The organism is Acinetobacter sp. FDAARGOS_558 (assembly GCF_003937785.1).
Taxonomy (GTDB): Bacteria; Pseudomonadota; Gammaproteobacteria; order Pseudomonadales; family Moraxellaceae; genus Acinetobacter; species Acinetobacter baumannii.
Genome location: NZ_RKJH01000001.1, coordinates 3,397,008 through 3,420,050 on the forward strand (window position 1 = coordinate 3,397,008; position 23,043 = coordinate 3,420,050).

A 23,043-nucleotide genomic window follows, 5' to 3' on the forward strand; every position below is an offset into this window, starting at 1 on the left:
GAAGGATTTGATCATGGCAAAGGAAATTTATATTGCGGGTGAATGGCGATTAGGCCGTGGTGCAGTCATTCAAAGCCTGTTTCCGGCAGATCAGTCGGTAAACGCTGAGCTTTCAACAGCAACGCTTGAAGATGTAAATGAGGCAATTGAAAAAGCAGATCAGGCTTGGCGTCAACCGAGCTGGAGAAACAGCTTGCCGCATGAGCGCGCACGTATTCTCTACAAAGTTGCAGACATTATTGAAGCGCGTGTAGATGAATTAGCGAAACTACAAACCCGCGATAATGGTAAGCCTTTAACCGAAACTCGTGGTTTAGTGATGAGCGCGGCGGCAACTGCGCGTTATGTTGCGGCGGCTTGTGAAACGCTAAACGATGAGCTCACCACTCAGCGTGCTCCAGACTTTATGACCATGAGTGTGCATGAACCTGTAGGTGTTGTAGCAGCTATTACCCCTTGGAACTCTCCAATTGCGAGTGAAGTTCAAAAGCTTGCTCCAGCTTTGGCAGCAGGAAATGCCGTAGTGTTAAAACCAGCAGAAGCAACTTCACTGATTGCTTTAGAGCTTGCCAAAATTTTTGAAGAGGCTGGTTTACCAAAAGGCTTACTTAGTGTGTTAGTGGGGCGTGGTTCTATCATTGGTGACGCAATTGCTCAGCACCCATTGGTTCGTAATATTTCTTTTACAGGTGGAACAACCACGGGTCGTCATTTGGCACACATTGCCGCTGACAAACTCATTACCACTTCACTTGAGTTGGGTGGTAAGTCACCCACCATCGTTTTACCGGATGCAGATGTCGAACTGGCTGCTAAAGGTGTGGCTTACGGTATTTTTAGCTCGGCAGGCCAAGCGTGTATCGCAGGTTCTCGTTTGTTTATTCATAGCAGTCTTTACGATCAGTTTTTAACGCGTTTGGTTGAAATTACCAAAGGCTTACGTGTGGGCCATCCGGAACAGGCAGGCGTGCATTTAGGACCACTGGTCAATGACAAACATTTGCAGTCAGTTGATCGCTATGTGCAACTTGCTAAAAGCGAAGGTGGTCAGGTTCTGATTGGTGGTGAGGCACTTACGACTGGTGATTATGCCAAAGGAAGTTATTACTTACCGACCATTATCACGGGCTTAAATAACAGTGCTCAAACCTGTCAGGAAGAAATTTTTGGTCCTGTTTTAGTCGTTATGAAATACGACAACGAGCAAGATTTAATTGCCCAAGCCAATGACAGTTGTTTTGGTCTTGCCGCAGGTATTTGGACTGAAAGTTATCGTAAAGCTTGGCGTATTGCACGTGCATTAGAAGTGGGAACGGTATGGATTAATACCTACAAAAAATTCTCGATTAGTGCACCGTTTGGTGGCTTTAAAGACAGTGGGATCGGGCGCGAAAAAGGCCGTTTGGGCATTTTATCGTACATGCAACAAAAGAGTATTTATATGGGGCTGAATGAACAGCCTAACCCTTGGTGCGATTAATAAATTCAAGGACTGAAAACAAATTTTGAGGAACAGACATGACTGAACGTGTAAATGTAGGCGAAGCAATCGCAAGAGTTTTAGAAGCGCACCAAGTTGATAGTATTTATGGTGTTATTTCCATCCACAATTTACCTATTGCCGATGCAGTAGGGCGCCGTGAAAAAATGCGCTTTGTTGCAGCACGTGGTGAGGCAGGTGCAGTCACCATGGCAGATGCACACTCACGCTTTAAAGGCCTAGGTGTAGCGTTGACCAGTACAGGTGCTGGCGCTGGTAATGCAGTGGGTTCACTGATTGAAGCAATGAATGCGGGTAGCCCTGTATTGCATTTAACGGGGCAAGTTGAGCGTGAGTACCTTGACCGTGATGCAAGTTTCATTCATGAAACCAAAGACCAACTTACATTCTTACGTGCATCAAGCAAAGCGGCGTTCCGAATTACCAGTCCAGACAATGCCGTTGGTGTGATTCGTGAGGCTATTCGTGTCGCAACTACAGTTCCAATGGGACCGGTAAGTGTTGAGCTACCCATTGATGTACAAGCAGCAGAGATTGATTTGCCACTTAATCTTGGGCCAGTGAAAGCACTTGAGTTGCCACAGGCAGAGCAAGCTGAAATTGATCTTCTTGTAAGCGAGATCAAAAAAGCAAAACGCCCGATTTTCTGGATTGGTGGTGGAACTTTAAATAGCATTGCCGAAGTTAAAGCAATTGCAGATTTAGGTATTCCAGTTGTTTCATCGACTCATGCTCGTGGGGTGTTGCCAGATGATCATCCACGTAGTTTAGGTGCGTTCCATAACTCGGCAGGCGTTGAGCAGTTATTAAAAGATGCCGACCTGATGGTGGTAGTGGGTTCTCGTTTACGTAGTAATGAAACAAAAACTTATTCGGTTGAATTCCCTGAAAATATTATTCAGATAGATGCAAACCCGGTGGCTCAGCAACGTAATTACAAAATTCGCAACTTCATTTGTGGCGATGCCAAAGATGTCTTAACACGTGTGTTAGAACAACTTCAAGGCACTTCAAAAGTTGACGCCGATTACGATGCTGCTGTAGTGGCTGCTAAACAGGCTGCAATTGATGCACTGCGTAAACAAATCGATCAGTACGCTTTAATTTGTGACCACTTACGTGCAGCTTTACCTCAAGACGGTATTTTTGTACGTGACATCACCATGTCGGGTAGTACATGGGGCAGTCGTTTATTCCCGGTACAAGCGCCAAACCAAAACATCCACTCACTTGCGGGTGCAATTGGTTTAGGCCTTGCAACAGCAATCGGTGCTTCGATTGCTAACCCTGACAAAAAAGTAATTGGTTTAGTCGGCGATGGCGGCTTAATGCTTGGCATTGGTGAGATTGCAACCATGGTGCAAGAAAACACCAATATGGTCTTAATGATTATGAATGACGGTGGTTATGGCGTAATGCGTGGCATTCAAAATAACTACTTCGGTGGTCGTCAGTATTTCAATGAATTGCATACGCCTGACTATAAACTTCTTGGCGAATCAATGGGTGTGAAAAGCTGGAAAGTCGGTAGTGCAGATGAGTTTAAAACGGTTATTCAAGAGGCTGTTTCTTTTGAAGGGCCAACCGTGATTGAGCTCGATATGAACTCGATTGGACCATTAAACTTCGCGGGTCCACCGCAAAAGAAACTGTATTAACCAGTTTGGATGGTTTAGTACATATGCGATGGGAGCTGCTAAGCCATCCTTTTTTTAGATAAATTTTTTTGTCTAAAAAACAATAAAAACGAAGTTTTACAGGTAAAACAAATAAAGTTCCAGCAGGACGCTGGAACTCAATCAAGGATGTAGAGATGAAAAAGACTTCATTGATCATGGCATTCATTGCACCGCTTACGCTGGGGGTAAGCGTCAATGCATTTGCAAAAGATTCATTGCTTGAATGGAAAAGTGATGATGGTACTGACTCATTAAAGTTAGGTGGGGTGGTTCGGTTAAATCAACGTTATGAAGATTGGGAAGGGCCAAACCGTGGTTTTGGAAAACTTCATTTTGATATTTTCAGGGTAGATCTCAAAGGTAAATTTGATGATGCCTATATCAATGCCAGTTATATGGTTCAAGACCAACAGAAAACGTCCATTGAAAAAGCATATGTCGGCTATAACTTAGATGCCAATAACAGCATTGAAGCAGGTTTAGTTTATAAGCCTTTTACGATTTATCCTTATCCGCAAAATGGCTGGACCTATCACATCCCATTCTTTTTAGGTTATGGCAATAACATTGCGCCGGGGATTAACTGGAATTATCACGACAAAGATTGGGATGTAAAACTCGGTTACTACCCGCAAATGTTAGAGACTAACTTGCGTTATTCCCCTGAGAGTGCAACTTATGATGACTTAGCAGGAAATGCATTTCCATCTCAAAAAGCCTATCAAAATGAAAAGCGCAATCAGGTGAATACCCGTATTGTTCGCAAGTTAGAAACTGATTTCGGTAAGCAAGAGTTCGGTGTATCGGGTGCAATTGCCCAGCTGCATAATGATATTACCGATAAAGACGGTAAATATTATGCAGTTGGTTTGCATACCGAAAACAACTATAAGCGCTTTAACTTACAAAGTTCGGTTATTCACTATCAGTACGATGCTAAAAATCCCGATGGTGTAAATAGTGATATGACTTTGATGGGAGCAAATGGTCTTACACCTGCCTATTTCATTGCTTCGGAAGGTACGATTGCCAGTTTAAACCTTGCCTATACGTTACCTGTGACCAATATGGGTAAGCTAAAAGCCATTAAGTTTTATAATGACTATAGTTATCTCGATAAAAAACGTGATGATTGGTCAGACTCGCAAATGAATACTACAGGAATGATGTTTATTGCTTCACCATTTATGGTTTGGGCAGATTATACCTGGGGTAAAAACTCTAACATTATTGGTGGGGCAACCAACTCAACAGGGTATACCTCTGCAACTTCACCAAATAGTGATAAATGGCTATACCGTATTAACTTTAATATCGGGTTTACTTTCTAAAATAAGCAGCATTAAAAAACCACACAATCGGCGTGGTTTTTTATTTAATAAGTGAAAATTTTTAATACCTGTTTTTTTCAAACTTATTCCAAAACACAAAGGCAGTTACAAAGGCCAAAATGGTTAGCATGAAAATATAATACATCGCACCAATATCACTATATTGACTGAGCCAATGCACTAAAGGCAGCGTCATACCGCCAACAATTGCATACGATAAATTATAAGAAAATGAAATGCCTGAGAAGCGAACAGGCGCGGGGAACATTTTAACCATACTGCTCGACACCATGCCGACAGTACCAGAGCATAGACCCAACAACATATATAAACCAAAAATGGTTGAATGTGCCGCGTGCCCCAAACTGTTATAAAAAACTGCCGCTGTAAGTGCCACGGCAAGCGCACCGATCATCATGACTTTGCCACAGCCAAAACGGTCAGCAAAATAGCCTGCTAAAATACAGCCCACCATTTGCATGACAATGGCTGCACTTTGCATTTCAAAAGTCTGTGCGCGCTCAAAGCCAAATGAACCAATCAACAAATTTGGCATGGCTAAAATCACCACCACCACACATCCCGTTAAAAACCATGTAAATAACATGCCAATTGCAACGGCTGTTTTATGCGTTTTTAAGACTTGCTTCACTGGCATTTCTTTAGAAATTTCTTTACGGGCCTGCATGGCTTTAAACACAGGGGTTTCTTTCAAATACGTTCTTAAATAAAGTGCAACGAGTCCAAAAATACCACCCACAATGAAAGGAATACGCCATGCCCAGTCATGGATTTGTCCTTCACTAAAATTAAGTGAAATCCATAGAGACATCAGTGCACCTAGTAAAATCCCTAAAGACAGCCCAGCGGTGAGTAAACCATTGGCCAGTCCGATTTTTCTTTCAGGCACGTGTTCAGATACAAAGGTCCATGCAGCTGGAATTTCACCCCCAATCGCAATCCCTTGTACCACACGCATAAGTAACAAAAGTAGCGGTGCCAAATATCCGATATTTTCAAAAGTTGGCAAAATCCCGATAAATAGGGTAGGCAGCGCCATCAGTAAAATAGAAAGCGAAAATAGTTTTTTACGCCCCACCAAATCACCAAAATGGGCCATAACAACCCCGCCTAAGGGCCTAAAAAAATAACCTGCTGCAAAAATGCCGTAAGTATTGAGCATGGCCCAAAACGGACTAAGCGTGCTTGGGAAAAAGAGGTCGGAAATGATTTTGGCGTAAAACACATAAATCACAAAATCGTAAAACTCTAAAGCTCCACCCAATGAAGAAAGGGCAAGAGTTTGTTTATCTTCTTTATTAAGATAGTTCGCGTCCTGCAAAGTTAATTCCTGATCCATTTTTTACTTAATTGTTGTAATTGAAGTTTGGATATTAATGGAAAAGTGAAATAAAAGTAAATGGAGGAAATTTGTTCTATAGGGCAACGCTGATTGGACTTACACAGATCAAAAAGCTTTAAAACAAAAAACGCTTTAGATAAAACAAAAACAGATGTAGGAATGACTTTTCTTTTGGGGCGTTCAGCGACACAATAAAACTTGTCATAGCCAGTTTAATAAGAGATTCAAAGGATGAGTGTGGTTTTATCTGTCGCGAAGCGTGGTGAAGATATTTTAAAACTAATTGCGGCTCCTGTTTCGGCAAATGAGTTAAACAGTAATTGGCTTTATCAGCTTGCTGATGCTATGCATGCGACAATGCTTGAGCGTAATGGAGTGGGGATTGCTGCACCGCAAGTTTATATCTCTAAACGCGTTATTATTGTGGCTTCTCGACCAAATCCACGCTATCCGGATGCGCCTGAAATGAATGCTGTGGTCATGGTAAATCCAGAAATTTTAGAATTTTCGAGTGAAACGTGTTTGGGCGAAGAAGGCTGCTTAAGTGTACCGGATGAGCGTGGACAAGTTGAACGTGCAGAAATGGTTAAGGTGAAATACTTAACACTTCAGGGTGAAGCAGTTGAAACAATTTTTCACGGTTTTCCTGCTCGTATTGTTCAACACGAGGTCGATCATTTAAATGGAATCTTGTTTGTAGAAAGAATAAGCTAATCTTCAGTTTAAAGTTTTGAAAAACCTATAATGAGCTTGAAATAAATAAGAGAACAGAATTAAAATATTTATATCGTGATTTTTAACTCATTACAAAAGATATAATTTTAATATTATCAGCAGGTTGTGCTGAAATTTTGCGCGATGTTGTAAATCTCCTCATTTAAGGTTACTGACCATGAAAACCCCTCTCCCAGATTATTTGGCAAATGTTATAGAAGCCTGTGACATCGATAACAGCGGTCATCTCGCCGATTATATTCCTGAGTTGGCCAATGCAAACCCAAATCGATTAGCTCTAGCAATGTCTACGGTAGATGGTGAAATTTATTCGGTCGGCGATGATGATGTTGAATTCACCATACAATCGATTTCTAAACCTTTTGTGTATGCTTACGTTTTACAACAACTTGGCATTGATGCAGTTCTTGCGAAAGTAGGGGTAGAGCCTTCGGGGGAAGCCTTCAATGAAATCTCCTTGGGTAAAGATGGTCGTCCAAAAAACCCGATGATTAACTCTGGCGCAATTACTGTACATTCCTTGATTCAGGTCAAACATGGTTTGCATAGTGCAGAAATTCTACGCCGTTTTATGAGCGAGCTTGCTGGTCGCGAATTAAGTTTTGATGAGTCTGTTTATGATTCGGAAGTCAAAACCGCCTACCGTAATCTTTCGATCGGTTATATGTTGCGAACGGTGGGAATTTTAGAAACTGACCCAGTCGATATTGTGAATGGTTACATTCGTCAATGTGCGATCATGGTTACAGTTAAAGATTTGGTACGTATGGGCAGTGTACTTGCCAACGGCGGGGTCGACCCTAAAACTGGAAAACGATTACTGAACCGATCTGTAGTTAGGCAAGTACTCAGTGTCATGATGAGCTGTGGTATGTATGATGCCGCGGGTGACTGGCTTTCAACTGTCGGTATTCCTGCTAAAAGTGGTGTAGCAGGCGGTATTTTGGGTGTGCTGCCGGGACAAGTTAGTATTGCTGCTTTTTCACCTCGACTAGATGAGCACGGTCATAGCGTTCGAGGAATCGATATTTTAGAGCGATTATCTCGTGACATGGGATTACATCTCATGGAAGGTACGCCTTCTGCACAAACGATTGTACAAAGTCATTACCGTACAGGAAAAGATGCATCGTTAAGTGTGTATGTGCTTCGAGGGGTATTGAAATTTACCGAAGCTGAAATGTTGTTGCGTATTTTACAAGACGAGACCACTGACCAAAGCACAATCGTGATTGATTTAACCCAGATTTCACTTATCCACGATGTGGGTAAACGTATGTTCTTAGAAGGTGTAGATCGTCTGATTGATGATGGCCATACTCTTGTTTTAGTCGATCCTGAGCAACGATTAGATCATGCAAGAACAGCTAAAGATCGAGAACTTCATGTTTATCATGATTTCGATGATTTGCTTGAAAAGCATGAGATCCCTGCAAAAAAAAAGACTTATAGCGACATCGCAGCACTTCTAAACTGCTGAGGTGTTTTACCTAGATGTCGCTTAAACATCGCACTGAACGCGCTGGGGTTGGTATACCCCAGTGACTCTGAAATTTGAGCAATAGATTCACCATTCGCAATTTTACTCAAGGCAAGTGCAATATGCATTTGCTGTACCCATGCCCGATAAGATAGCCCCGTTTCTTTCTGGAACATACGCATTAAAGTTCTAGAACTCGTGCCAATATCATCAGCCCAATCTGTTAAATCTCTTGAATGGTTAGGAGTATGTAATAACTCTTGGCAAATTTTTAAGAGTCTTTTGTCTTTTGGCCAAGGTATCTGGATGGGTAATAAATTGGCCCGATGTATTTCTTCAAAGATCAAAATTTGTAAAGAACGGGAAAGCTCTTGAGAGGTTGCTGTATTTGGCGTTTCCTCTCGTTCAATTTCATTTAAACGTATTAAAAGTTCATGCAACAGATTGCTTACCCGAATAATAAAACAATGTTGTCCCATTAGTGCGGCTGCATTTACTTCAACCAATGCCGTATTTAACTTCACGTGACTCAGTGAAATCACACTGTGCTCTACATTTGCCGGAATCCATAACGCACACATGGGCGGCACAATCCACACATGATTAGGTGTAAACACCTGAATGTTGCCAGTGGACGCATATAAAAACTGAGCACGCGTATGTGTATGAGTAGGCGTGATTTCTCGGTAAGAATGTTCGGAAGAGAGTCCAATTACCAGTTCAGACAAATCGGACTGAATAAGAGAATCGGACATAAACTATCCTAAAAATTGTCACTTATACGATGATTATTGGAAGATAACTTTATAAGCGACAATTTACAATAAACATCTCATTTAAAAATATTGGAGTTTTTCAGGTATGACGTCTTCAATACAATTGAAAGATGGTATTGCCAATACCGTTGCAAATGATCAGCCTCAAGGAATGATTATTAAAATTGTAGGCGCCGTGGCGGTTGCACATTTACTGAATGATTTAATTCAGGCAGTGCTACCAGCTATCTATCCAATGCTAAAAGCAAACTTTTCGCTGAGTTTTGCGGAGGTTGGCCTGATTTCGTTTGTATATCAAATTACAGGTTCGCTGCTACAGCCTTGGATTGGACTTTATACCGATAAACATCCAAAACCGTATCTTCTCCCACTTGGAATGGTCGTCACATTCTGCGGCATTATCTTGTTAGCCTTTTCGCCAAGTTTTGCCGTGTTGTTATGTGCATCTGCACTGATTGGGGTAGGGTCTGCCACCTTTCATCCAGAAGCTTCGCGTGTGGCGCGTATGGCATCGGGTGGGCGCTTCGGTACAGCTCAGTCGACTTTCCAAGTGGGCGGAAATACAGGTACTGCCATTGGTCCATTATTAGCAGCATTATTAATTGTTCCATTTGGGCAGCATGCAGTTGCGGGCTTGGTGATATTTGCACTTTTAGCGATTTGGGTTTTATTCGGTGTAAGCCGCTGGACAGTAAACCATGCTAAAAGTCAGGTGGTTACACGTGCTACGCAAGCACATACCAAATTGCATGGCCGTAAGCTCATTATCGCCTTGGGCACAATTAGTGTGTTGATGTTTGCTAAATTTACTTACATTGCCAGCATTAGTAACTATTTTACTTTTTATTTAATTCAAAAGTTCCATATTAGTATTCAAACAGCTCAATTACACTTATTTGCTTTTTTGGCAGCTGTGGCTGTAGGTACATTTGCGGGTGGCCCAATTGGCGATAAGATCGGCCGTAAAGCTGTGATCTGGGTTTCATTTGTTGGCATGGCGCCGTTTGCATTAATGATGCCGTATGCAAACTTATTTTGGACAACGGTTTTCTCAATTATTGCAGGTTTGGTGTTGTCATCTGCTTTTGCAGCGATGGTGGTTTATGCACAAGAAGCTGTTCCGGGCCGTGTAGGCATGATTGCAGGTTTAATGTTTGGCCTTATGTTTGGGGTAAGTGGTATTGCCGCAGCGGGGCTAGGGCATTTAGCGGATATTAACGGGATTGAATGGGTATTTGGTTTATGTTCATTGTTGCCATTACTTGGTTTTGCAACAGCACTTTTACCAAACACAAAAGTTAAATAAATGAAAAGACTCTCAGCCATATTCAGCTGAGAGTCTTTTTAATATGAACATAGCCTCATTAGAAAGACTATTTTTGAACACCAAACTTAAATACGGTAACACTGTTATAAGTTTGATTTGGGTTTAAACGTGTAGACGGGAAAGCCGGTTGATTCGGGCTGTCTGGAAAATGCTGTGTTTCTAATGCTAGCGCGTCTGCTTGTCGATAGAGCACACCATTTGCGCCAACAATATTTCCTAATAAATGATTGGCTGTATACATTTGGACACTTGGTTCAGTGGTTAAAACCTGCATTGTTCGTTTAGATTTTGGATCAACTACAACAGCCGCAAGATTGAGTTTCCCTTGAGACTTTTGATTAATTACCCAAGTTTGGTCATAGCCATATCCATAGGCCAATTGCTGATTATTCGCTCGAATATCTTTCACAATCGCCTTAGGCATCCGAAAATCAAAAGGTGTTCCTGCAACTGAAGCAATTTCACCTGTTGGTAAAGAGTTTTGATCGGTTACCAATATACGGTCTGCATTGAGTTGTACCACATGATCTAGCACGCCATAAGGATTGTTCCCAGCGCCTGATAAGTTGAAATAGCTGTGGTTGGTGAGGTTGACGACTGTAGGCTGATCAGTTTTGGCTTTATATTCAATCTTGAATTCATTTTGATCTGAAAGACTGTAGATCACTTCCACATCTAATTTTCCGGGAAAACCTTGATCACCATTTGAACTGGTTAACTTCAGAGACGCTTTAACGGTTTCACCTTTAGAAATGAGGGGTTTAACTTGCCAAACACGTTTATCAAAACCAGGATTGCCGCTATGTAATGAGTTCGGGCCATTATTTTTTTCAAGATTATACGTTTTCCCATCTAAGCTAAATTTAGCATTACCAATCCGGTTCGCATAACGACCAATTAATCCGCCAAAATGAATACCTTCCTTGGTATCAGTGACTTCATAGCCTTTTAGGTCATCAAAGCCCAAAACAATATTATTTTGTTTGCCTTGGGCATCGGGAGTCAAGATTTGTGTAATTACACCACCAAAACTAATAAAAGATACCGAGACTCCATTGTTATTACTCATGGTGTATAGATCAACTTTTTGGCCATTTTGAGTCGTACCATATGGTTTTACATTTAACGTTGCTGCATTTGCCAGTTGTGCAAAGCTATAAACCGTAACACCTAAAATTGCTAATTTTTTCATGCTTATACTCTATTTTGTAATAGTAAGACTGGATGAATATAAGATTGATTTTTCATCTTTTTAAAGAGGTTTTTATTATATATAGTGTTAATAATAATCGATCAGTTAATGCTGAGTAGTGAACAGTCGATACCATTTAGGGTTATAAACAAATTAATTTTATTAGCAAACTTCAGCAGTAAGCTATTTTTATGAATCATCCTAATTCAATTTTAAAATTTTCACTTGGTCTAAGTAGTCTCTCGTTTGATGTAGACAGCCAGCACATTCACCTTGAGCAGGGCTTAGGTTTTATTAATTCAAAAAGTATTAGCAATAGTGTTATTGATGAGCTTGCGATTGAAAAGATGATTTATTTTATTGAAGAAATCATAGAGTCGCAGCCACTCAGAAATCTCAATATAAATGGTATAGCCGTTACGGCTGATACCACCATGGCACAACTGAGTGAGTTATTTTTTAGTGCTAAAAAGCAAATCAGCCGTACTGAGCTTGAGCATGGATTTAATGATTTTATTGAACGTTTGAGTTACTACACAAACCAAGTGGATCCAAATCAGCTTTATATTTTTACCTACTTTGTATTTATTCGAGAGATGATGCATCACTTACGAGTTGAGGAAATTCAGATCCTTTAAGAAATGATTTCTCAGCCTGCCAATTCATCATGAATCCAGTTTAAAAACAGCTCAATTTTAGGAATAAATTGGTGGGTTCGTGGATATACCAAATGATGAGCCGAGATAGGAATCGATAGTTCATCTGCAAAAACTCTAACTAATTTTCCAGATTCTAAATAATTTTGGGTAAGCAAATTACTTTCTAAAACAAAACCTAGCCCGTGTGTGGCCGCCTCAAGTGACATATAAGAGCGGTCAAAACTCAAAGTGTAGGGAAACTCAGGAATGCTTAAACCCTGATGGGCAAACCATTGGGGCCAAGTAACTAAAGTTGAACGCGATAAAATTAGTTCTTTCTTTAATAAATCTTGAGGTTTATGAACCGGACTACGTTCCAGTAGCTTAGGAGATGCAAGCACTTCTAGTTTTTCATTCCGAATCGTTCTGATTTCTACCCCTGTCCAGTTGGGTAAACCATGACGAATATCAATGTCGATCTTATCGCGGGTAAAGTGCAAATTTTCATAAGAACATGACAAGTTGACTTGAATCATGGGGAACTTTTCTTTAAATGACTCGAGGCGAGGGAGCAACCAAAGCAAACCAAAACTTGGGGATGAATGAATATATAAACTGTCTTTAGGGCTTTTATCGGCAGCTTTTTCAGTGGCTAACATCAGGTTATGCAAAATGGTGGTGACATCTTGAAAATAGCGTTCGCCAGAAGGAGTAAGCGTCACACCACGTGCACCACGAATAAATAAACTCTGCCCAATCATTTCTTCAAGCTTAGCAATTTGGTGACTCACTGCTGAAGGCGTGAGATTCAAATGCTCGGCTGCCTTGGCAACATTGCCGAAACGAGCGGTTTGTTCAAAAGCCTGTAATGTTTTAATTGAGGGCATTTGGTTGAAATTGTTTTCACTACTATCCATGAAATGATCCGTTTTTATCCCTAAAAATTATTTAAAAATAGCATAGGCATGAATTTTTTTCATGTCTTGTTGAATTCGACATGATTGCTGGGCTTTGTGAAAAAAGGGATTCTAAGTCAGAACTCAGGAAATAAAGCGTAAAAGAGGATTCAACATGTTACTACAAGGAAAAGTGGCATTAATTACGGGTGCAGCATCAGAACGTGGAATTGGGCGAGCAACCGCAGAAATCTTTGCACAACAAGGTGCCAAAGTCATTATTGTTGATTTAGATCTTGCTCAAAGCCAAAACGCTGCAAAGGCGCTTGGCGAAGGACATATGGGTCTTGCTGCCAATGTTGCAAATGAAGAGCAGGTCAAAGCTGCTGTTGAACAAGCACTACAGCACTATGGAAAGATTGATATTTTAATTAACAATGCGGGCATTACTCAGCCTATCAAAACACTTGATATTCAACGCAATGACTATGACCGTGTTTTAGATGTCAGCCTGCGCGGAACACTGATTATGTCGCAAGCGGTTATTCCATCTATGAAAGCAAACGGTGGTGGAAGCATTGTGTGCCTATCTTCAGTTTCAGCACAACGCGGCGGTGGTATTTTTGGCGGGCCACACTATAGCGCTGCTAAAGCAGGCGTGTTAGGTCTGGCAAAAGCGATGGCTCGTGAGTTTGGTGGTGACCAGATTCGTGTAAATTCTCTTACTCCAGGTCTAATCCAGACTGATATTACTGGCGGTTTAATGAATGATGACCGTCGTCACGACATTCTGGCTGGTATTCCGCTTGGCCGTTTAGGTAAAGCACAAGACGTTGCAAATGTAGCACTATTTTTGGCAAGTGACCTGTCAGCTTATTTGACTGGTGTAACACTCGATGTAAATGGTGGCATGCTGATTCATTAAACGCTCACCATTTAAATAAAAATAGAATGATGGTCACAAGAGGATACTGTGGCCAAATGTAAAGGGATTCGCATGATGGATACAGTATTTTCATCTGAAGTAGATACAACGGTTCGTAAATCGGCGTATCGAAAAATTGCATTTCGGCTCATGCCATTTTTAATGCTTTGTTATTTTTGTGCCTATTTAGATCGGGTAAATGTGGGTTTTGCCAAGCTCCAAATGATGAGCGATTTACAGTTTAGTGAAGCTGTATATGGGTTAGGCGCAGGGATTTTCTTTATTGGTTACTTTCTCTGTGAAGTACCAAGTAATATTGTGCTTCATAAAGTAGGTGCACGGCGTTGGATTGCCCGAATCATGATCACATGGGGCATTTTGTCAGGCTGTTTTGCTTTTGTTCAAACTGAATGGCAATTTTACACCTTACGTTTTTTATTGGGTGTCGCCGAAGCTGGACTAGCTCCGGGTTTGTTGCTCTACCTCACTTACTGGTTCCCATCTTACCGCCGCGCACGCATGACCGTACTTTGGTTTATCGCGATTCCAATTTCAGGAATGATTGGTGGCCCACTTTCAGGCTTAATCATGGACCGAATGAGCGGCGTACATGGCTGGTTTGGCTGGCAGTGGATGTTTGTAATTGAGGCCATTCCTACCGTACTTGTTGGCCTATTGGTACTCGCTGTTTTAAAAGATTCAGTTCAAGACGCTAACTGGTTAACCCAAGACGAAAAAAATTTGGTGAAGCAAGAGCTTGCTCAAGATAACCAGCACAAAGAAGGCCATGCAAGCGTCAAAGAGTTCATCGCGGATAAACGCTTATGGCTACTGGCAGGTATTTACTTTTGTGTCGTGATGGGCCAATACGCCATTACATTTTGGCTACCAACTCTTATTCGTAACTCTGGCATTAGTGATAACTGGCATATCGGTTTGCTCACAAGCTTGCCTTATATGTGTGCCATTGTAGTCATGATTTTGGCAGGACGTAGTGGTGACCATTTTCAAGAACGCCGCTGGCACTTAATTATCCCCATGTGTGCAGGCGCTATAGCACTCACATTTGCGACCTTATTCGCTTCAAATCTAACGCTCTCTTTAATTTGCCTTTGCATTGCAGCCTCAGGTGTGCTGACGGCATCCTCTTTATTCTGGATGTTACCGACCAACTTTTTGGGTGGTGTTTCCGCAGCGGCAGGTATTGCAGCAGTGAATAGCTTTGCCAACCTTGCCGGATTTTGCTCGCCGTATTTAATTGGTTGGATTACTACTAACACTGGTTCAAATGCAATCGGCATGTTCTTAATCACAGCAGTATTAATTTTCGGTGCCAGTCTGGTTCTGCGTGTTCCGGCAAAACTGGTCAATCGTTAATAAGGAATAGTAAATGACAATGTTAAATGTTGATAAAGCAGGCCAAATTGCCGAGTTGCAACAACGTGCCTACCACATTCGCCAGCATGCTTTACGTATGGGGCAAGTACAAGGCCAAGGCTATGTTGGGCAAGCTTTGGGTGCAGCAGATCTACTGGCAGTATCTTATTTCCATGCCATGAAATATCAGCCAGAAAACCCCGAATGGGAAGGGCGTGACCGTTTTTATCTTTCTATTGGGCACTATGCAATTGCACTCTATGCAGCCTTAATTGAAGCAAAAATTATCCCGCTTGAAGAGCTTGAAACCTACGGTGCAGATGACAGTCGTCTACCGATGTCGGGTATGGCTTCTTACACACCGGGTATGGAAATTACAGGTGGCTCATTGGGTCATGGTCTTGGAATTGCAGTCGGTGCATGTCTAGGGCTAAAACAGAAAAAGTCGGATGCTTTTGTCTATAACTTACTGTCCGATGGAGAGCTAAATGAAGGCTCAACATGGGAAGCCGTGATGTCTGCTTCGCATTGGAAACTAGATAACCTGATTGCCATTATTGATGTGAATAATCAGCAGGCGGATGGGCACTCAAGCGAAATTTTAGCGTTTGAGCCAATTGTTGATCGTTGGCAGTCATTTGGTTGGTATACCCAACGTGTAGATGGCAACAACATGGAAGCTCTGCTTGAGGCATTCGATCAGGCACGAAACCATCAGGGAGCATGCCCAAGAGTCATTATTTGTGACACCAAAATGGGTAAAGGCGTGTCGTTCTTGGAAAGCCGCGAAAAAACACACTTCATTCGTGTTGATGAACATGAATGGGACGACGCTTTAAATATTTTGACCCACTACGGACAGTAAGGAATACGCCATGAGCCAGTTAGCCAATCCCCCTAAGAAAAAACTAACCACTTCGGCAATGATTGCTTCTATTGCTGCCGAGGGCCAACCGACCAAACCAGCTCCATTTGGACATGCACTCAATGCCTTAGCAAAAGAGCGTGACAATATCGTAGGTTTATCAGCAGATTTATCAAAATATACTGATCTACATATTTTTGCCAAAGAAAACCCAGACAAGTTTTTCCAAATGGGCATGGCAGAACAACTTTTGATGAGTGCAGCAGCAGGACTTGCTCGTGAAGGATTTGTTCCTTTTGCGACCACCTATGCCGTATTTGCATCACGTCGTGCCTATGACTTTATTTGTATGGCAATTGCGGAAGATAATCTGAATGTCAAAATTGTGGCGGCACTTCCAGGGTTAACCACGGGCTACGGCCCAAGTCATCAAGCGACAGATGATATTGCAATTTTCCGTGCTATGCCGAACTTGATGGTTATCGATCCATGTGATGCCTTGGAAATCGAACAGGCGATTCCTCAGATTGCTGCGCATAATGGCCCTGTATACATGCGTTTATTGCGTGGACAAGTTCCGTTAGTGCTCGATAAATACAATTACCAGTTTAAATTGGGTAAGGCACAGGTGATTAAACCCGGTAAAGACTTACTCATTATTTCGACTGGTTTATTGACCATGCGTGCGCTTGAGGCAGCTGAAGAACTTGAAAAAGAGGGCATTGAGGTTTCAGTGCTACATGTACCGACTATTAAGCCTCTAGATGAACAAACTATTTTGGATGAAGTCGCAAAAGGTGGCCGGCCTGTTTTAACTGCCGAAAATCATTCAGTGATTGGTGGTTTAGGTGAAGCTGTCGGCTCACTACTTCTAAGAAATGGTCAACATCCTCGTTTTGACATGATTGGTTTGCCAGATGCATTTTTAGATGCAGGGGCATTACCCACTTTGCATGATCGATATGGTATTTCAACTGAAGCAGTTAAAGAGAAGATTAAGTCACATTTGAAGTAGAAAGATTAAACTTTCAAATTGAAAAGGGCGTAATGGAAATTCCTTCACGCCCTATTTTTAAACAGGGTTATTTAAAAACCTAAACAATCGAGTCATCTAAATTCGGAGCTAACCAACGCTTCGCTTCATCCAGTGTCCAACCTTTACGTTTTGCATAATCTTCAAGTTGGTCTTGAGAGATTTTACCCACGTTAAAATATTCACTTTGTGGATGAGAATAATAGAAACCGCTTACCGAAGATGGCGGCATCATTGCAAAGTGCTCAGTCAGTTTAGTACCAATTTTGTCGGTAGAGCCTAACCAGTCGAACAACACTGCTTTTTCAGAGTGCTCAGGGCAAGCAGGATAACCTGGTGCAGGGCGAATACCGACATATTTCTCTTTAATCAGCTCTTCATTGCTGAGCTGTTCATCAGCTTTATAACCCCAGAACTCTTTACGAATACGTTCATGTAAGTGTTCGGCAAAAGCTTCGGCAAAACGGTCAGCTAATGACTGCACTAAAATTGCAGAGTAGTCATCACCTTTGGCTTTGTATTCATTTGCCAATTCTTCTGCACCAAAAATCGATACAGTGAATCCGCCTAAGTAGTCTTGCTGCTCACGGTCATTACGAATGTAATCTGCCAAAGACAAGTTCGGTTTACCTGTCACTTTGTCAGATTGCTGACGTAAGTGCTCAAAAGTATGCGTAACATTTTGACCAGCTTCATCAAATACGCTGACGGTATCTGCATCTGTACGCTGAGCAGGGAACATACCAAATACAGCACGAGCATCAAAACGATTGTTGTCGATAATATCTTTCAACATCGCTTGTGCTTGGTTGTACAAGTCAGTTGCTGCTTCGCCGACCACTTCATCTTCTAAAATTTTCGGGAATTTGCCAGTTAAACTCCAAGAAATAAAGAATGGCGTCCAGTCAAAATAATCCACGAGTGTTGCAAGCGGATAATTCTTTAAAACTTGTGTTCCTAAAAGATTTGGTTTTGGTGGCACATAGCTTTCATCAATTTTAAAACCATTTTCAACCGACTCTTTATAAGTCAGTTTGGCCGCTTTTGGTTGTTTGTTGGCTAAACGCTCACGAATTTTGGCATATTCAGCACGATGCTCTTCAATAAATGCACCACGCATTTCTTTCGAAAGCAAGGTTGTCGCTACACCAACAGCACGTGAAGCATCGGCAACATAAATTACCGCATCGTTTTGATACTGAGGGTCAATTTTTACTGCTGTGTGTGCTTTAGAAGTGGTTGCACCACCAATCAATAAAGGAATATTAAAACCTTTACGCTGCATTTCTTTAGCAACAAATACCATTTCATCTAAAGATGGGGTGATCAGACCAGACAATCCGATGATGTCACATTTTTCATCAATCGCAGTTTGCAAGATTTTCTCGCAAGGGACCATTACGCCAAGGTCAACAATGTCATAGCCATTACAGCCAAGTACTACGCCTACAATATTTTTACCAATATCGTGTACGTCACCTTTAACCGTTGCCATTAGGACTTTACCTTTAGACTGTCCTTCGGTCTTTTCAGCTTCGATGTACGGGTTGAGCCATGCCACTGCTTGTTTCATGACTCGGGCAGATTTTACAACTTGTGGCAAGAACATTTTGCCTGAACCGAACAAGTCACCGACCACATTCATGCCGTCCATCAGTGGCCCTTCAATTACATCTAAAGGACGTTTTGATTTTAAGCGGGCTTCTTCGGTGTCTTGGTCAATATAAGTCGTAATACCTTTAACCAAGGCATATTCAAGACGTTTTTCAACTGACTCATTACGCCATTCAAGGTTCTCGGCTTCTTTTGTTGCACCACCTTGTCCACGGTATTTTTCTGCAACTTCAAGTAATTTTTCAGTCGCAGCCTGACCAGACTCACCTTGATTCTGGTTTAAAATGACATCTTCAACCGCTTCTTTTAGCTCGGTAGGAATATCATCATAAATAGCCATTTGACCTGCGTTCACAATACCCATGGTCATGCCTTGTTTGATGGCATGGTACAAGAATACAGAGTGAATGGCTTCACGAACTGGCTCATTACCACGGAATGAGAACGAAACGTTAGATACACCACCAGAAATCATGGCATGCGGTAAGTTCTGTTTAATCCAGCCCGTTGCTTCAATAAAATCGACTGCGTAGTTGTTGTGTTCTTCAATACCAGTTGCAACCGCAAATACGTTCGGGTCAAAAATAATATCTTCAGCAGGGAAGCCTACTTCGTTTACTAAAATGTCGTAAGAGCGCTTACAGATTTCACGTTTACGTTCAGCAGTGTCGGCCTGACCTACTTCGTCAAAGGCCATCACAATAATTGCAGCACCATATTGACGGCAGAGGCGGGCTTTTTCGACGAACTCGTCATAACCTTCTTTTAAGGAAATTGAGTTAACAACCGGTTTACCTTGTACGCATTTTAAGCCGGCTTCAATGATTTCCCATTTCGATGAGTCAATCATGATCGGTACACGTGAAATGTCAGGTTCGGATGCTACAAGGTTTAAGAAATGCACCATCGCATTTTGCGAATCGAGCATCCCTTCATCCATGTTAATGTCAATAATCTGTGCGCCAGCTTCAACCTGTTGCTGTGCAACTTCTAAAGCTTCGGCAAAGTTCTCTTCACGAATGAGACGTAAGAATTTTTTAGAACCGGTAACGTTAGTACGTTCACCAACATTTACAAACAATGAATCATCATAAATATTAAATGGTTCTAAACCACTTAAGCGACAAACAGGTACGGTTTCAGGCACTTGGCGAGGCGCAATGTCTTTTACCGCATTGGCAATAGCTCGAATATGGTCTGGTGTCGTACCACAGCAACCACCAGTAATGTTAATCAAACCGCTTTCAGCAAACTCTTTTAAGAAAGCTGCAGTTTGCTCTGGAGTTTCGTCATATTCACCAAATGCGTTTGGTAAGCCTGCATTTGGGTGCGCTGAAACAAAGGTATCTGCGACATCGGAAATAGTTTTTACGTGAGGGCGCATGGCATCTGCACCAAGGGCACAGTTAAAACCGATTGAAAGCAAATCGCCATGACGAACCGAATTCCAGAAAGCTTCCGCTGTCTGACCTGTTAAAGTACGGCCTGATGCATCGGTAATGGTCCCTGAAATCATAATTGGTAATTCGCGACCAATTTGTTTGAATACTTCTTTGACTGCAAAAATCGCTGCTTTACAGTTTAAAGTATCAAATACGGTTTCAATCAGGATAATGTCTGCACCACCTTCAATTAGTGCATGAGTCGCTTCAATATAATTTTCTTTTAGTTCATCAAAGCTAATGTTACGAAAAGCAGGGTTGTTCACATCTGGAGAGATTGAACATGTACGAGATGTTGGCCCTAGTACACCTGCCACAAAACGTGGCTTGTCTGGCGTTGAATACTTTTCGCAAGCTGCTTTGGCTAAACGTGCTGCTTCACGGTTAATCTCTGGAACAAGATCTTCCATGTGGTAGTCAGACATTGAAACACGTGTGCCATTAAAGCTGTTGGTTTCAATAATATCTGCACCAGCATCGAGGTAGGCTTCATGAATACCTTGAATGATTTGAGGCTGTGTTAAAACCAAAAGGTCATTGTTACCTTTTAAGTCATGTGCCCAATCAGCAAAACGCTCACCACGATAGTCAGCTTCTTCCAATTTATGGCGCTGGATCATGGTTCCCATTGCACCATCAATAATCAGAATGCGTTTAGCAAGAAGCGCTTTTAGGGTGGCAAGCGTAGACATAGAAAACCCCGATCTTTATATGAATTTAAAAATGCGGCGCTATTGTAACAGAATAGCAGCACAAATGATGATCTACGAAGGTCAGGTGTAGCTGACTAAAAAGTTAAAAAAAGAGATCGCTTTATGTCAAAAACAAAAGAATTTTCATGAAATATTCATCAAATGATCATGATATTGAAATATTTCATGCTCAATATGCCGAAATGTTACAGTTACTTTGTATGAAAAATAGACATATGGGTCATTTTATTTATTTTTTTGCTGTAAAAATAAGCACAAAAGGAGTTCATAATTAATGGTTTAAATTATTGTATTTTAATAAAAAAATAAAAATAGTCGGGGAAAGGTGCATCAAATGAGGTCAAAATATAAAAAATTGACTTCATCAGGCGCCTCTTTGTCATATAATTGTCATAATTTAATTTAAGAATACAGAGGATTTTATTATCCTCTTACCGTCTGCATGAATTCTAATCTACCCCCTGTTTCGGATTCAAAACTTGCGGCAAACCTGCAAGCAAAATCGACGAATGTACATGTCCCGACACCTAAGTTTTTTATGCCGGTGTTTCTGACGATTATTATTGCAACACTTATTTATATTGGGTTTCAGGTCAGTGCTGATTTAGCGCATGTTCCACCTTTAAGCCTTTATTCAGTTATTCTTTTATCTACTGCACTCTTGATTGCACTAGGCTTTGAATTTGTAAACGGTTTCCATGACACTGCTAATGCAGTTGCAACGGTTATTTATACAAATGCTTTGCCTGCACCGGTTGCAGTCATGTGGGCAGGTTTTTGTAATTTCCTTGGGGTAATGGTCGCAAGTGGTGCTGTTGCGTATGGCATTATTGCATTGCTTCCAGTTGAACTTATTATGAACATGGGCAGTGGTGCTGGCTTTGCAATGGTTTTTGCATTGTTGATCGCTGCAATTCTTTGGAATCTTGGTACTTGGTTCTTGGGAATTCCTGCTTCTAGCTCTCATACCTTGATTGGTTCAATCTTAGGTGTGGGTATTATGAATCATCTGTTGAGTGCATCGACTGGCGTAACAACCAGTGGTGTTGATATGGATCAGGTGATTAAAGTAGGTAAGGCATTATTATTTTCTCCTTTAATTGGTTTTGCTTTTGCGGCAATTGTATTCTTGTTGGTTAAAACTATTTTCAAACGCCAATTAGAATTATTCCAGCCACCTGAAGGGAATAAGCCACCACCAGCAATCATTCGTGCAATTCTTATCTTTACCTGTACAGGTGTGAGTTTTGCACATGGTTCTAATGATGGACAAAAAGGTATGGGTCTTATCATGCTGATTTTGGTTGGTTTAGTGCCATTAGCTTATTCATTAAATAAAAACCTCGATACACAGCAGGTTCAATCATTCCATCAGCTTTCTTCTCAAACTGCGGTTTTGTTAAACCAAAATCAACCAGAATTGACTGACGAAAAAGCGCGTGCGGTTTTAACTAAATACATTCAAACCAAGCAACAAACGCCTGAAGTTGTGCCTGCATTGGCAAGCATGACTGACCATTTAGGTGAGCGTGTTTCTAGCTATAGCAACTTAAAAGATATTCCAGAAGCTGCAATTAGCGAAATCCGTAATGACATGTATTTGAGCACAACGACGTTTAAGCGTTTGGATAAGGCAGATGCTTTACCAAAAATGGATGACTCACAGAAAAAGCTTGTGAAAGATTATCGTAGTAGCTTGGATTCATTCTTACAATACATTCCAAACTGGGTGAAAGTGGCAGTCGCATTAGCGCTTGGACTTGGTACTATGGTTGGCTGGAAACGTATTGTGGTAACTGTCGGTGAGCGTATTGGTAAGCATCACATGACTTATGGTCAAGGGATGTCTGCTGAACTTGTTGCAATGAGTACAATTGCTGCAGCAGATGGTTTAGGTATGCCGGTTTCAACAACACACGTTTTAAATAGTGCTGTTGCAGGTACTATGGTTGCCAATAAATCAGGCCTGAATTTCAATACTGTAAAAACAATTCTCTCTGCATGGGTATTTACACTTCCTGCAACCATCTGTTTGTCTGGTGGTCTATACTGGTTGTTCTTACAGTTTGTATAAGCTGTCTGTTTGAATAAAAAAAAGCCACTAGTATCAGTGGCTTTTTTTATTTCTATATTTCAAAAAAAATCTTTTTTTAAGG

17 protein-coding genes are annotated in these 23,043 nt (G+C 41.3%); 12 read left to right on the forward strand and 5 right to left on the reverse strand.

All coding sequences use genetic code 11. The features are described from left to right. Positions 1-13 precede the first annotated feature (13 nt). From EGT34_RS16385 to EGT34_RS16395, 3 genes are all read left to right on the forward strand, one after another. Positions 14-1,480, forward strand: coding sequence for an aldehyde dehydrogenase (locus EGT34_RS16385; protein ID WP_024437179.1), 1,467 nt, complete (start codon positions 14-16; stop codon positions 1,478-1,480). Between the two features lie 38 nt (positions 1,481-1,518). Then, complete coding sequence (locus tag EGT34_RS16390) at positions 1,519-3,159, forward strand: thiamine pyrophosphate-binding protein (RefSeq protein ID WP_000140217.1); 1,641 nt, start codon at positions 1,519-1,521, stop codon at positions 3,157-3,159. Positions 3,160-3,314: 155 nt separating this feature from the next. Continuing rightward, positions 3,315-4,511, forward strand: coding sequence for a hypothetical protein (locus EGT34_RS16395; RefSeq protein ID WP_000753764.1), 1,197 nt, complete (start codon positions 3,315-3,317; stop codon positions 4,509-4,511). Positions 4,512-4,572: 61 nt separating this feature from the next. Here EGT34_RS16395 and EGT34_RS16400 read toward each other — a convergent pair whose 3' ends face one another. Continuing rightward, a complete protein-coding gene (locus tag EGT34_RS16400) occupies positions 4,573-5,871 on the reverse strand; it encodes an MFS transporter (protein WP_060454535.1) in 1,299 nt (432 codons plus the stop codon). 234 nt (positions 5,872-6,105) lie between these two features. Here EGT34_RS16400 and def point away from each other — a divergent pair, with 234 nt between their 5' ends. Both def and EGT34_RS16410 read left to right on the forward strand, forming a co-directional pair. After that, positions 6,106-6,588, forward strand: a complete 483-nt coding sequence (gene def / locus EGT34_RS16405; RefSeq protein WP_002132514.1) for a peptide deformylase — start codon at positions 6,106-6,108, stop codon at positions 6,586-6,588. Positions 6,589-6,766: 178 nt separating this feature from the next. Next, complete coding sequence (locus tag EGT34_RS16410; RefSeq protein WP_000856712.1) at positions 6,767-8,089, forward strand: glutaminase; 1,323 nt, start codon at positions 6,767-6,769, stop codon at positions 8,087-8,089. Here the strand turns inward: EGT34_RS16410 and EGT34_RS16415 are convergent. After that, entirely contained in the window at positions 8,056-8,844 is a 789-nt protein-coding gene (locus EGT34_RS16415; protein WP_004748029.1) for an AraC family transcriptional regulator, read from the reverse strand. The two genes, EGT34_RS16410 and EGT34_RS16415, sit on opposite strands and share 34 nt — an antisense overlap. 106 nt (positions 8,845-8,950) lie before the next feature. Between EGT34_RS16415 and EGT34_RS16420 the strand changes: the two genes are divergently transcribed. Beyond that, complete coding sequence (locus tag EGT34_RS16420) at positions 8,951-10,171, forward strand: MFS transporter (protein ID WP_000204249.1); 1,221 nt, start codon at positions 8,951-8,953, stop codon at positions 10,169-10,171. 67 nt (positions 10,172-10,238) lie between these two features. Here the strand turns inward: EGT34_RS16420 and EGT34_RS16425 are convergent, their stop codons facing one another. Beyond that, positions 10,239-11,384: an aldose epimerase family protein gene (locus tag EGT34_RS16425; RefSeq protein ID WP_000731763.1), complete on the reverse strand. Its 1,146-nt coding sequence runs from the start codon at positions 11,382-11,384 to the stop codon at positions 10,239-10,241. 191 nt (positions 11,385-11,575) lie between these two features. Between EGT34_RS16425 and EGT34_RS16435 the strand changes: the two genes are divergently transcribed. Then, positions 11,576-12,022: a hypothetical protein gene (locus tag EGT34_RS16435; protein ID WP_001016334.1), complete on the forward strand. Its 447-nt coding sequence runs from the start codon at positions 11,576-11,578 to the stop codon at positions 12,020-12,022. An 11-nt stretch (positions 12,023-12,033) separates the two neighbouring features. Here the strand turns inward: EGT34_RS16435 and EGT34_RS16440 are convergent, their stop codons facing one another. Continuing rightward, positions 12,034-12,909 (reverse strand): LysR substrate-binding domain-containing protein, encoded by an 876-nt coding sequence (locus tag EGT34_RS16440; RefSeq protein ID WP_086223974.1) that lies wholly within the window; start codon positions 12,907-12,909, stop codon positions 12,034-12,036. Positions 12,910-13,093: 184 nt separating this feature from the next. Between EGT34_RS16440 and EGT34_RS16445 the strand changes: the two genes are divergently transcribed. The 4 genes from EGT34_RS16445 to EGT34_RS16460 all read left to right on the forward strand — a co-directional run bounded on the left by EGT34_RS16445 (position 13,094) and on the right by EGT34_RS16460 (position 17,100). Beyond that, positions 13,094-13,843 carry an SDR family NAD(P)-dependent oxidoreductase gene (locus EGT34_RS16445; protein WP_000926504.1) on the forward strand — a complete coding sequence of 250 codons (750 nt, stop codon included), beginning with the start codon at positions 13,094-13,096 and terminating at the stop codon, positions 13,841-13,843. A gap of 75 nt (positions 13,844-13,918) precedes the next feature. Further along, positions 13,919-15,220, forward strand: a complete 1,302-nt coding sequence (locus EGT34_RS16450; RefSeq protein WP_000381876.1) for an MFS transporter — start codon at positions 13,919-13,921, stop codon at positions 15,218-15,220. 19 nt (positions 15,221-15,239) lie between these two features. Next, positions 15,240-16,085 carry a transketolase gene (locus EGT34_RS16455; protein WP_086241969.1) on the forward strand — a complete coding sequence of 282 codons (846 nt, stop codon included), beginning with the start codon at positions 15,240-15,242 and terminating at the stop codon, positions 16,083-16,085. Positions 16,086-16,095: 10 nt separating this feature from the next. Then, positions 16,096-17,100: a transketolase family protein gene (locus EGT34_RS16460; protein ID WP_000080251.1), complete on the forward strand. Its 1,005-nt coding sequence runs from the start codon at positions 16,096-16,098 to the stop codon at positions 17,098-17,100. Between the two features lie 79 nt (positions 17,101-17,179). On the opposite strand, the gene metH is transcribed toward EGT34_RS16460, so the two are convergent. After that, positions 17,180-20,866 (reverse strand): methionine synthase, encoded by a 3,687-nt coding sequence (gene metH, locus EGT34_RS16465; RefSeq protein ID WP_000105336.1) that lies wholly within the window; start codon positions 20,864-20,866, stop codon positions 17,180-17,182. A gap of 463 nt (positions 20,867-21,329) precedes the next feature. Between metH and EGT34_RS16470 the strand changes: the two genes are divergently transcribed. Next, positions 21,330-22,961 carry an inorganic phosphate transporter gene (locus EGT34_RS16470; RefSeq protein ID WP_001087641.1) on the forward strand — a complete coding sequence of 544 codons (1,632 nt, stop codon included), beginning with the start codon at positions 21,330-21,332 and terminating at the stop codon, positions 22,959-22,961. Positions 22,962-23,043 lie beyond the last annotated feature (82 nt).

What these genes read in the sequence shown, in the direction of transcription:
- EGT34_RS16395 (WP_000753764.1), top strand. Translation starts at nt 3,315, where the DNA reads ATGAAAAAGACTTCATTGATCATGGCATTCATTGCACCGCTTACGCTG.
- metH (WP_000105336.1), bottom strand. Translation starts at nt 20,866, where the DNA reads ATGTCTACGCTTGCCACCCTAAAAGCGCTTCTTGCTAAACGCATTCTG.
- EGT34_RS16415 (WP_004748029.1), bottom strand. Translation starts at nt 8,844, where the DNA reads ATGTCCGATTCTCTTATTCAGTCCGATTTGTCTGAACTGGTAATTGGA.
- EGT34_RS16435 (WP_001016334.1), top strand. Translation starts at nt 11,576, where the DNA reads ATGAATCATCCTAATTCAATTTTAAAATTTTCACTTGGTCTAAGTAGT.
- EGT34_RS16385 (WP_024437179.1), top strand. Translation starts at nt 14, where the DNA reads ATGGCAAAGGAAATTTATATTGCGGGTGAATGGCGATTAGGCCGTGGT.
- EGT34_RS16425 (WP_000731763.1), bottom strand. Translation starts at nt 11,384, where the DNA reads ATGAAAAAATTAGCAATTTTAGGTGTTACGGTTTATAGCTTTGCACAA.
- EGT34_RS16460 (WP_000080251.1), top strand. Translation starts at nt 16,096, where the DNA reads ATGAGCCAGTTAGCCAATCCCCCTAAGAAAAAACTAACCACTTCGGCA.
- EGT34_RS16450 (WP_000381876.1), top strand. Translation starts at nt 13,919, where the DNA reads ATGGATACAGTATTTTCATCTGAAGTAGATACAACGGTTCGTAAATCG.
- EGT34_RS16445 (WP_000926504.1), top strand. Translation starts at nt 13,094, where the DNA reads ATGTTACTACAAGGAAAAGTGGCATTAATTACGGGTGCAGCATCAGAA.
- EGT34_RS16410 (WP_000856712.1), top strand. Translation starts at nt 6,767, where the DNA reads ATGAAAACCCCTCTCCCAGATTATTTGGCAAATGTTATAGAAGCCTGT.
- EGT34_RS16440 (WP_086223974.1), bottom strand. Translation starts at nt 12,909, where the DNA reads ATGCCCTCAATTAAAACATTACAGGCTTTTGAACAAACCGCTCGTTTC.
- EGT34_RS16400 (WP_060454535.1), bottom strand. Translation starts at nt 5,871, where the DNA reads ATGGATCAGGAATTAACTTTGCAGGACGCGAACTATCTTAATAAAGAA.
- EGT34_RS16390 (WP_000140217.1), top strand. Translation starts at nt 1,519, where the DNA reads ATGACTGAACGTGTAAATGTAGGCGAAGCAATCGCAAGAGTTTTAGAA.
- EGT34_RS16420 (WP_000204249.1), top strand. Translation starts at nt 8,951, where the DNA reads ATGACGTCTTCAATACAATTGAAAGATGGTATTGCCAATACCGTTGCA.
- EGT34_RS16455 (WP_086241969.1), top strand. Translation starts at nt 15,240, where the DNA reads ATGTTAAATGTTGATAAAGCAGGCCAAATTGCCGAGTTGCAACAACGT.
- EGT34_RS16470 (WP_001087641.1), top strand. Translation starts at nt 21,330, where the DNA reads ATGAATTCTAATCTACCCCCTGTTTCGGATTCAAAACTTGCGGCAAAC.
- def (WP_002132514.1), top strand. Translation starts at nt 6,106, where the DNA reads ATGAGTGTGGTTTTATCTGTCGCGAAGCGTGGTGAAGATATTTTAAAA.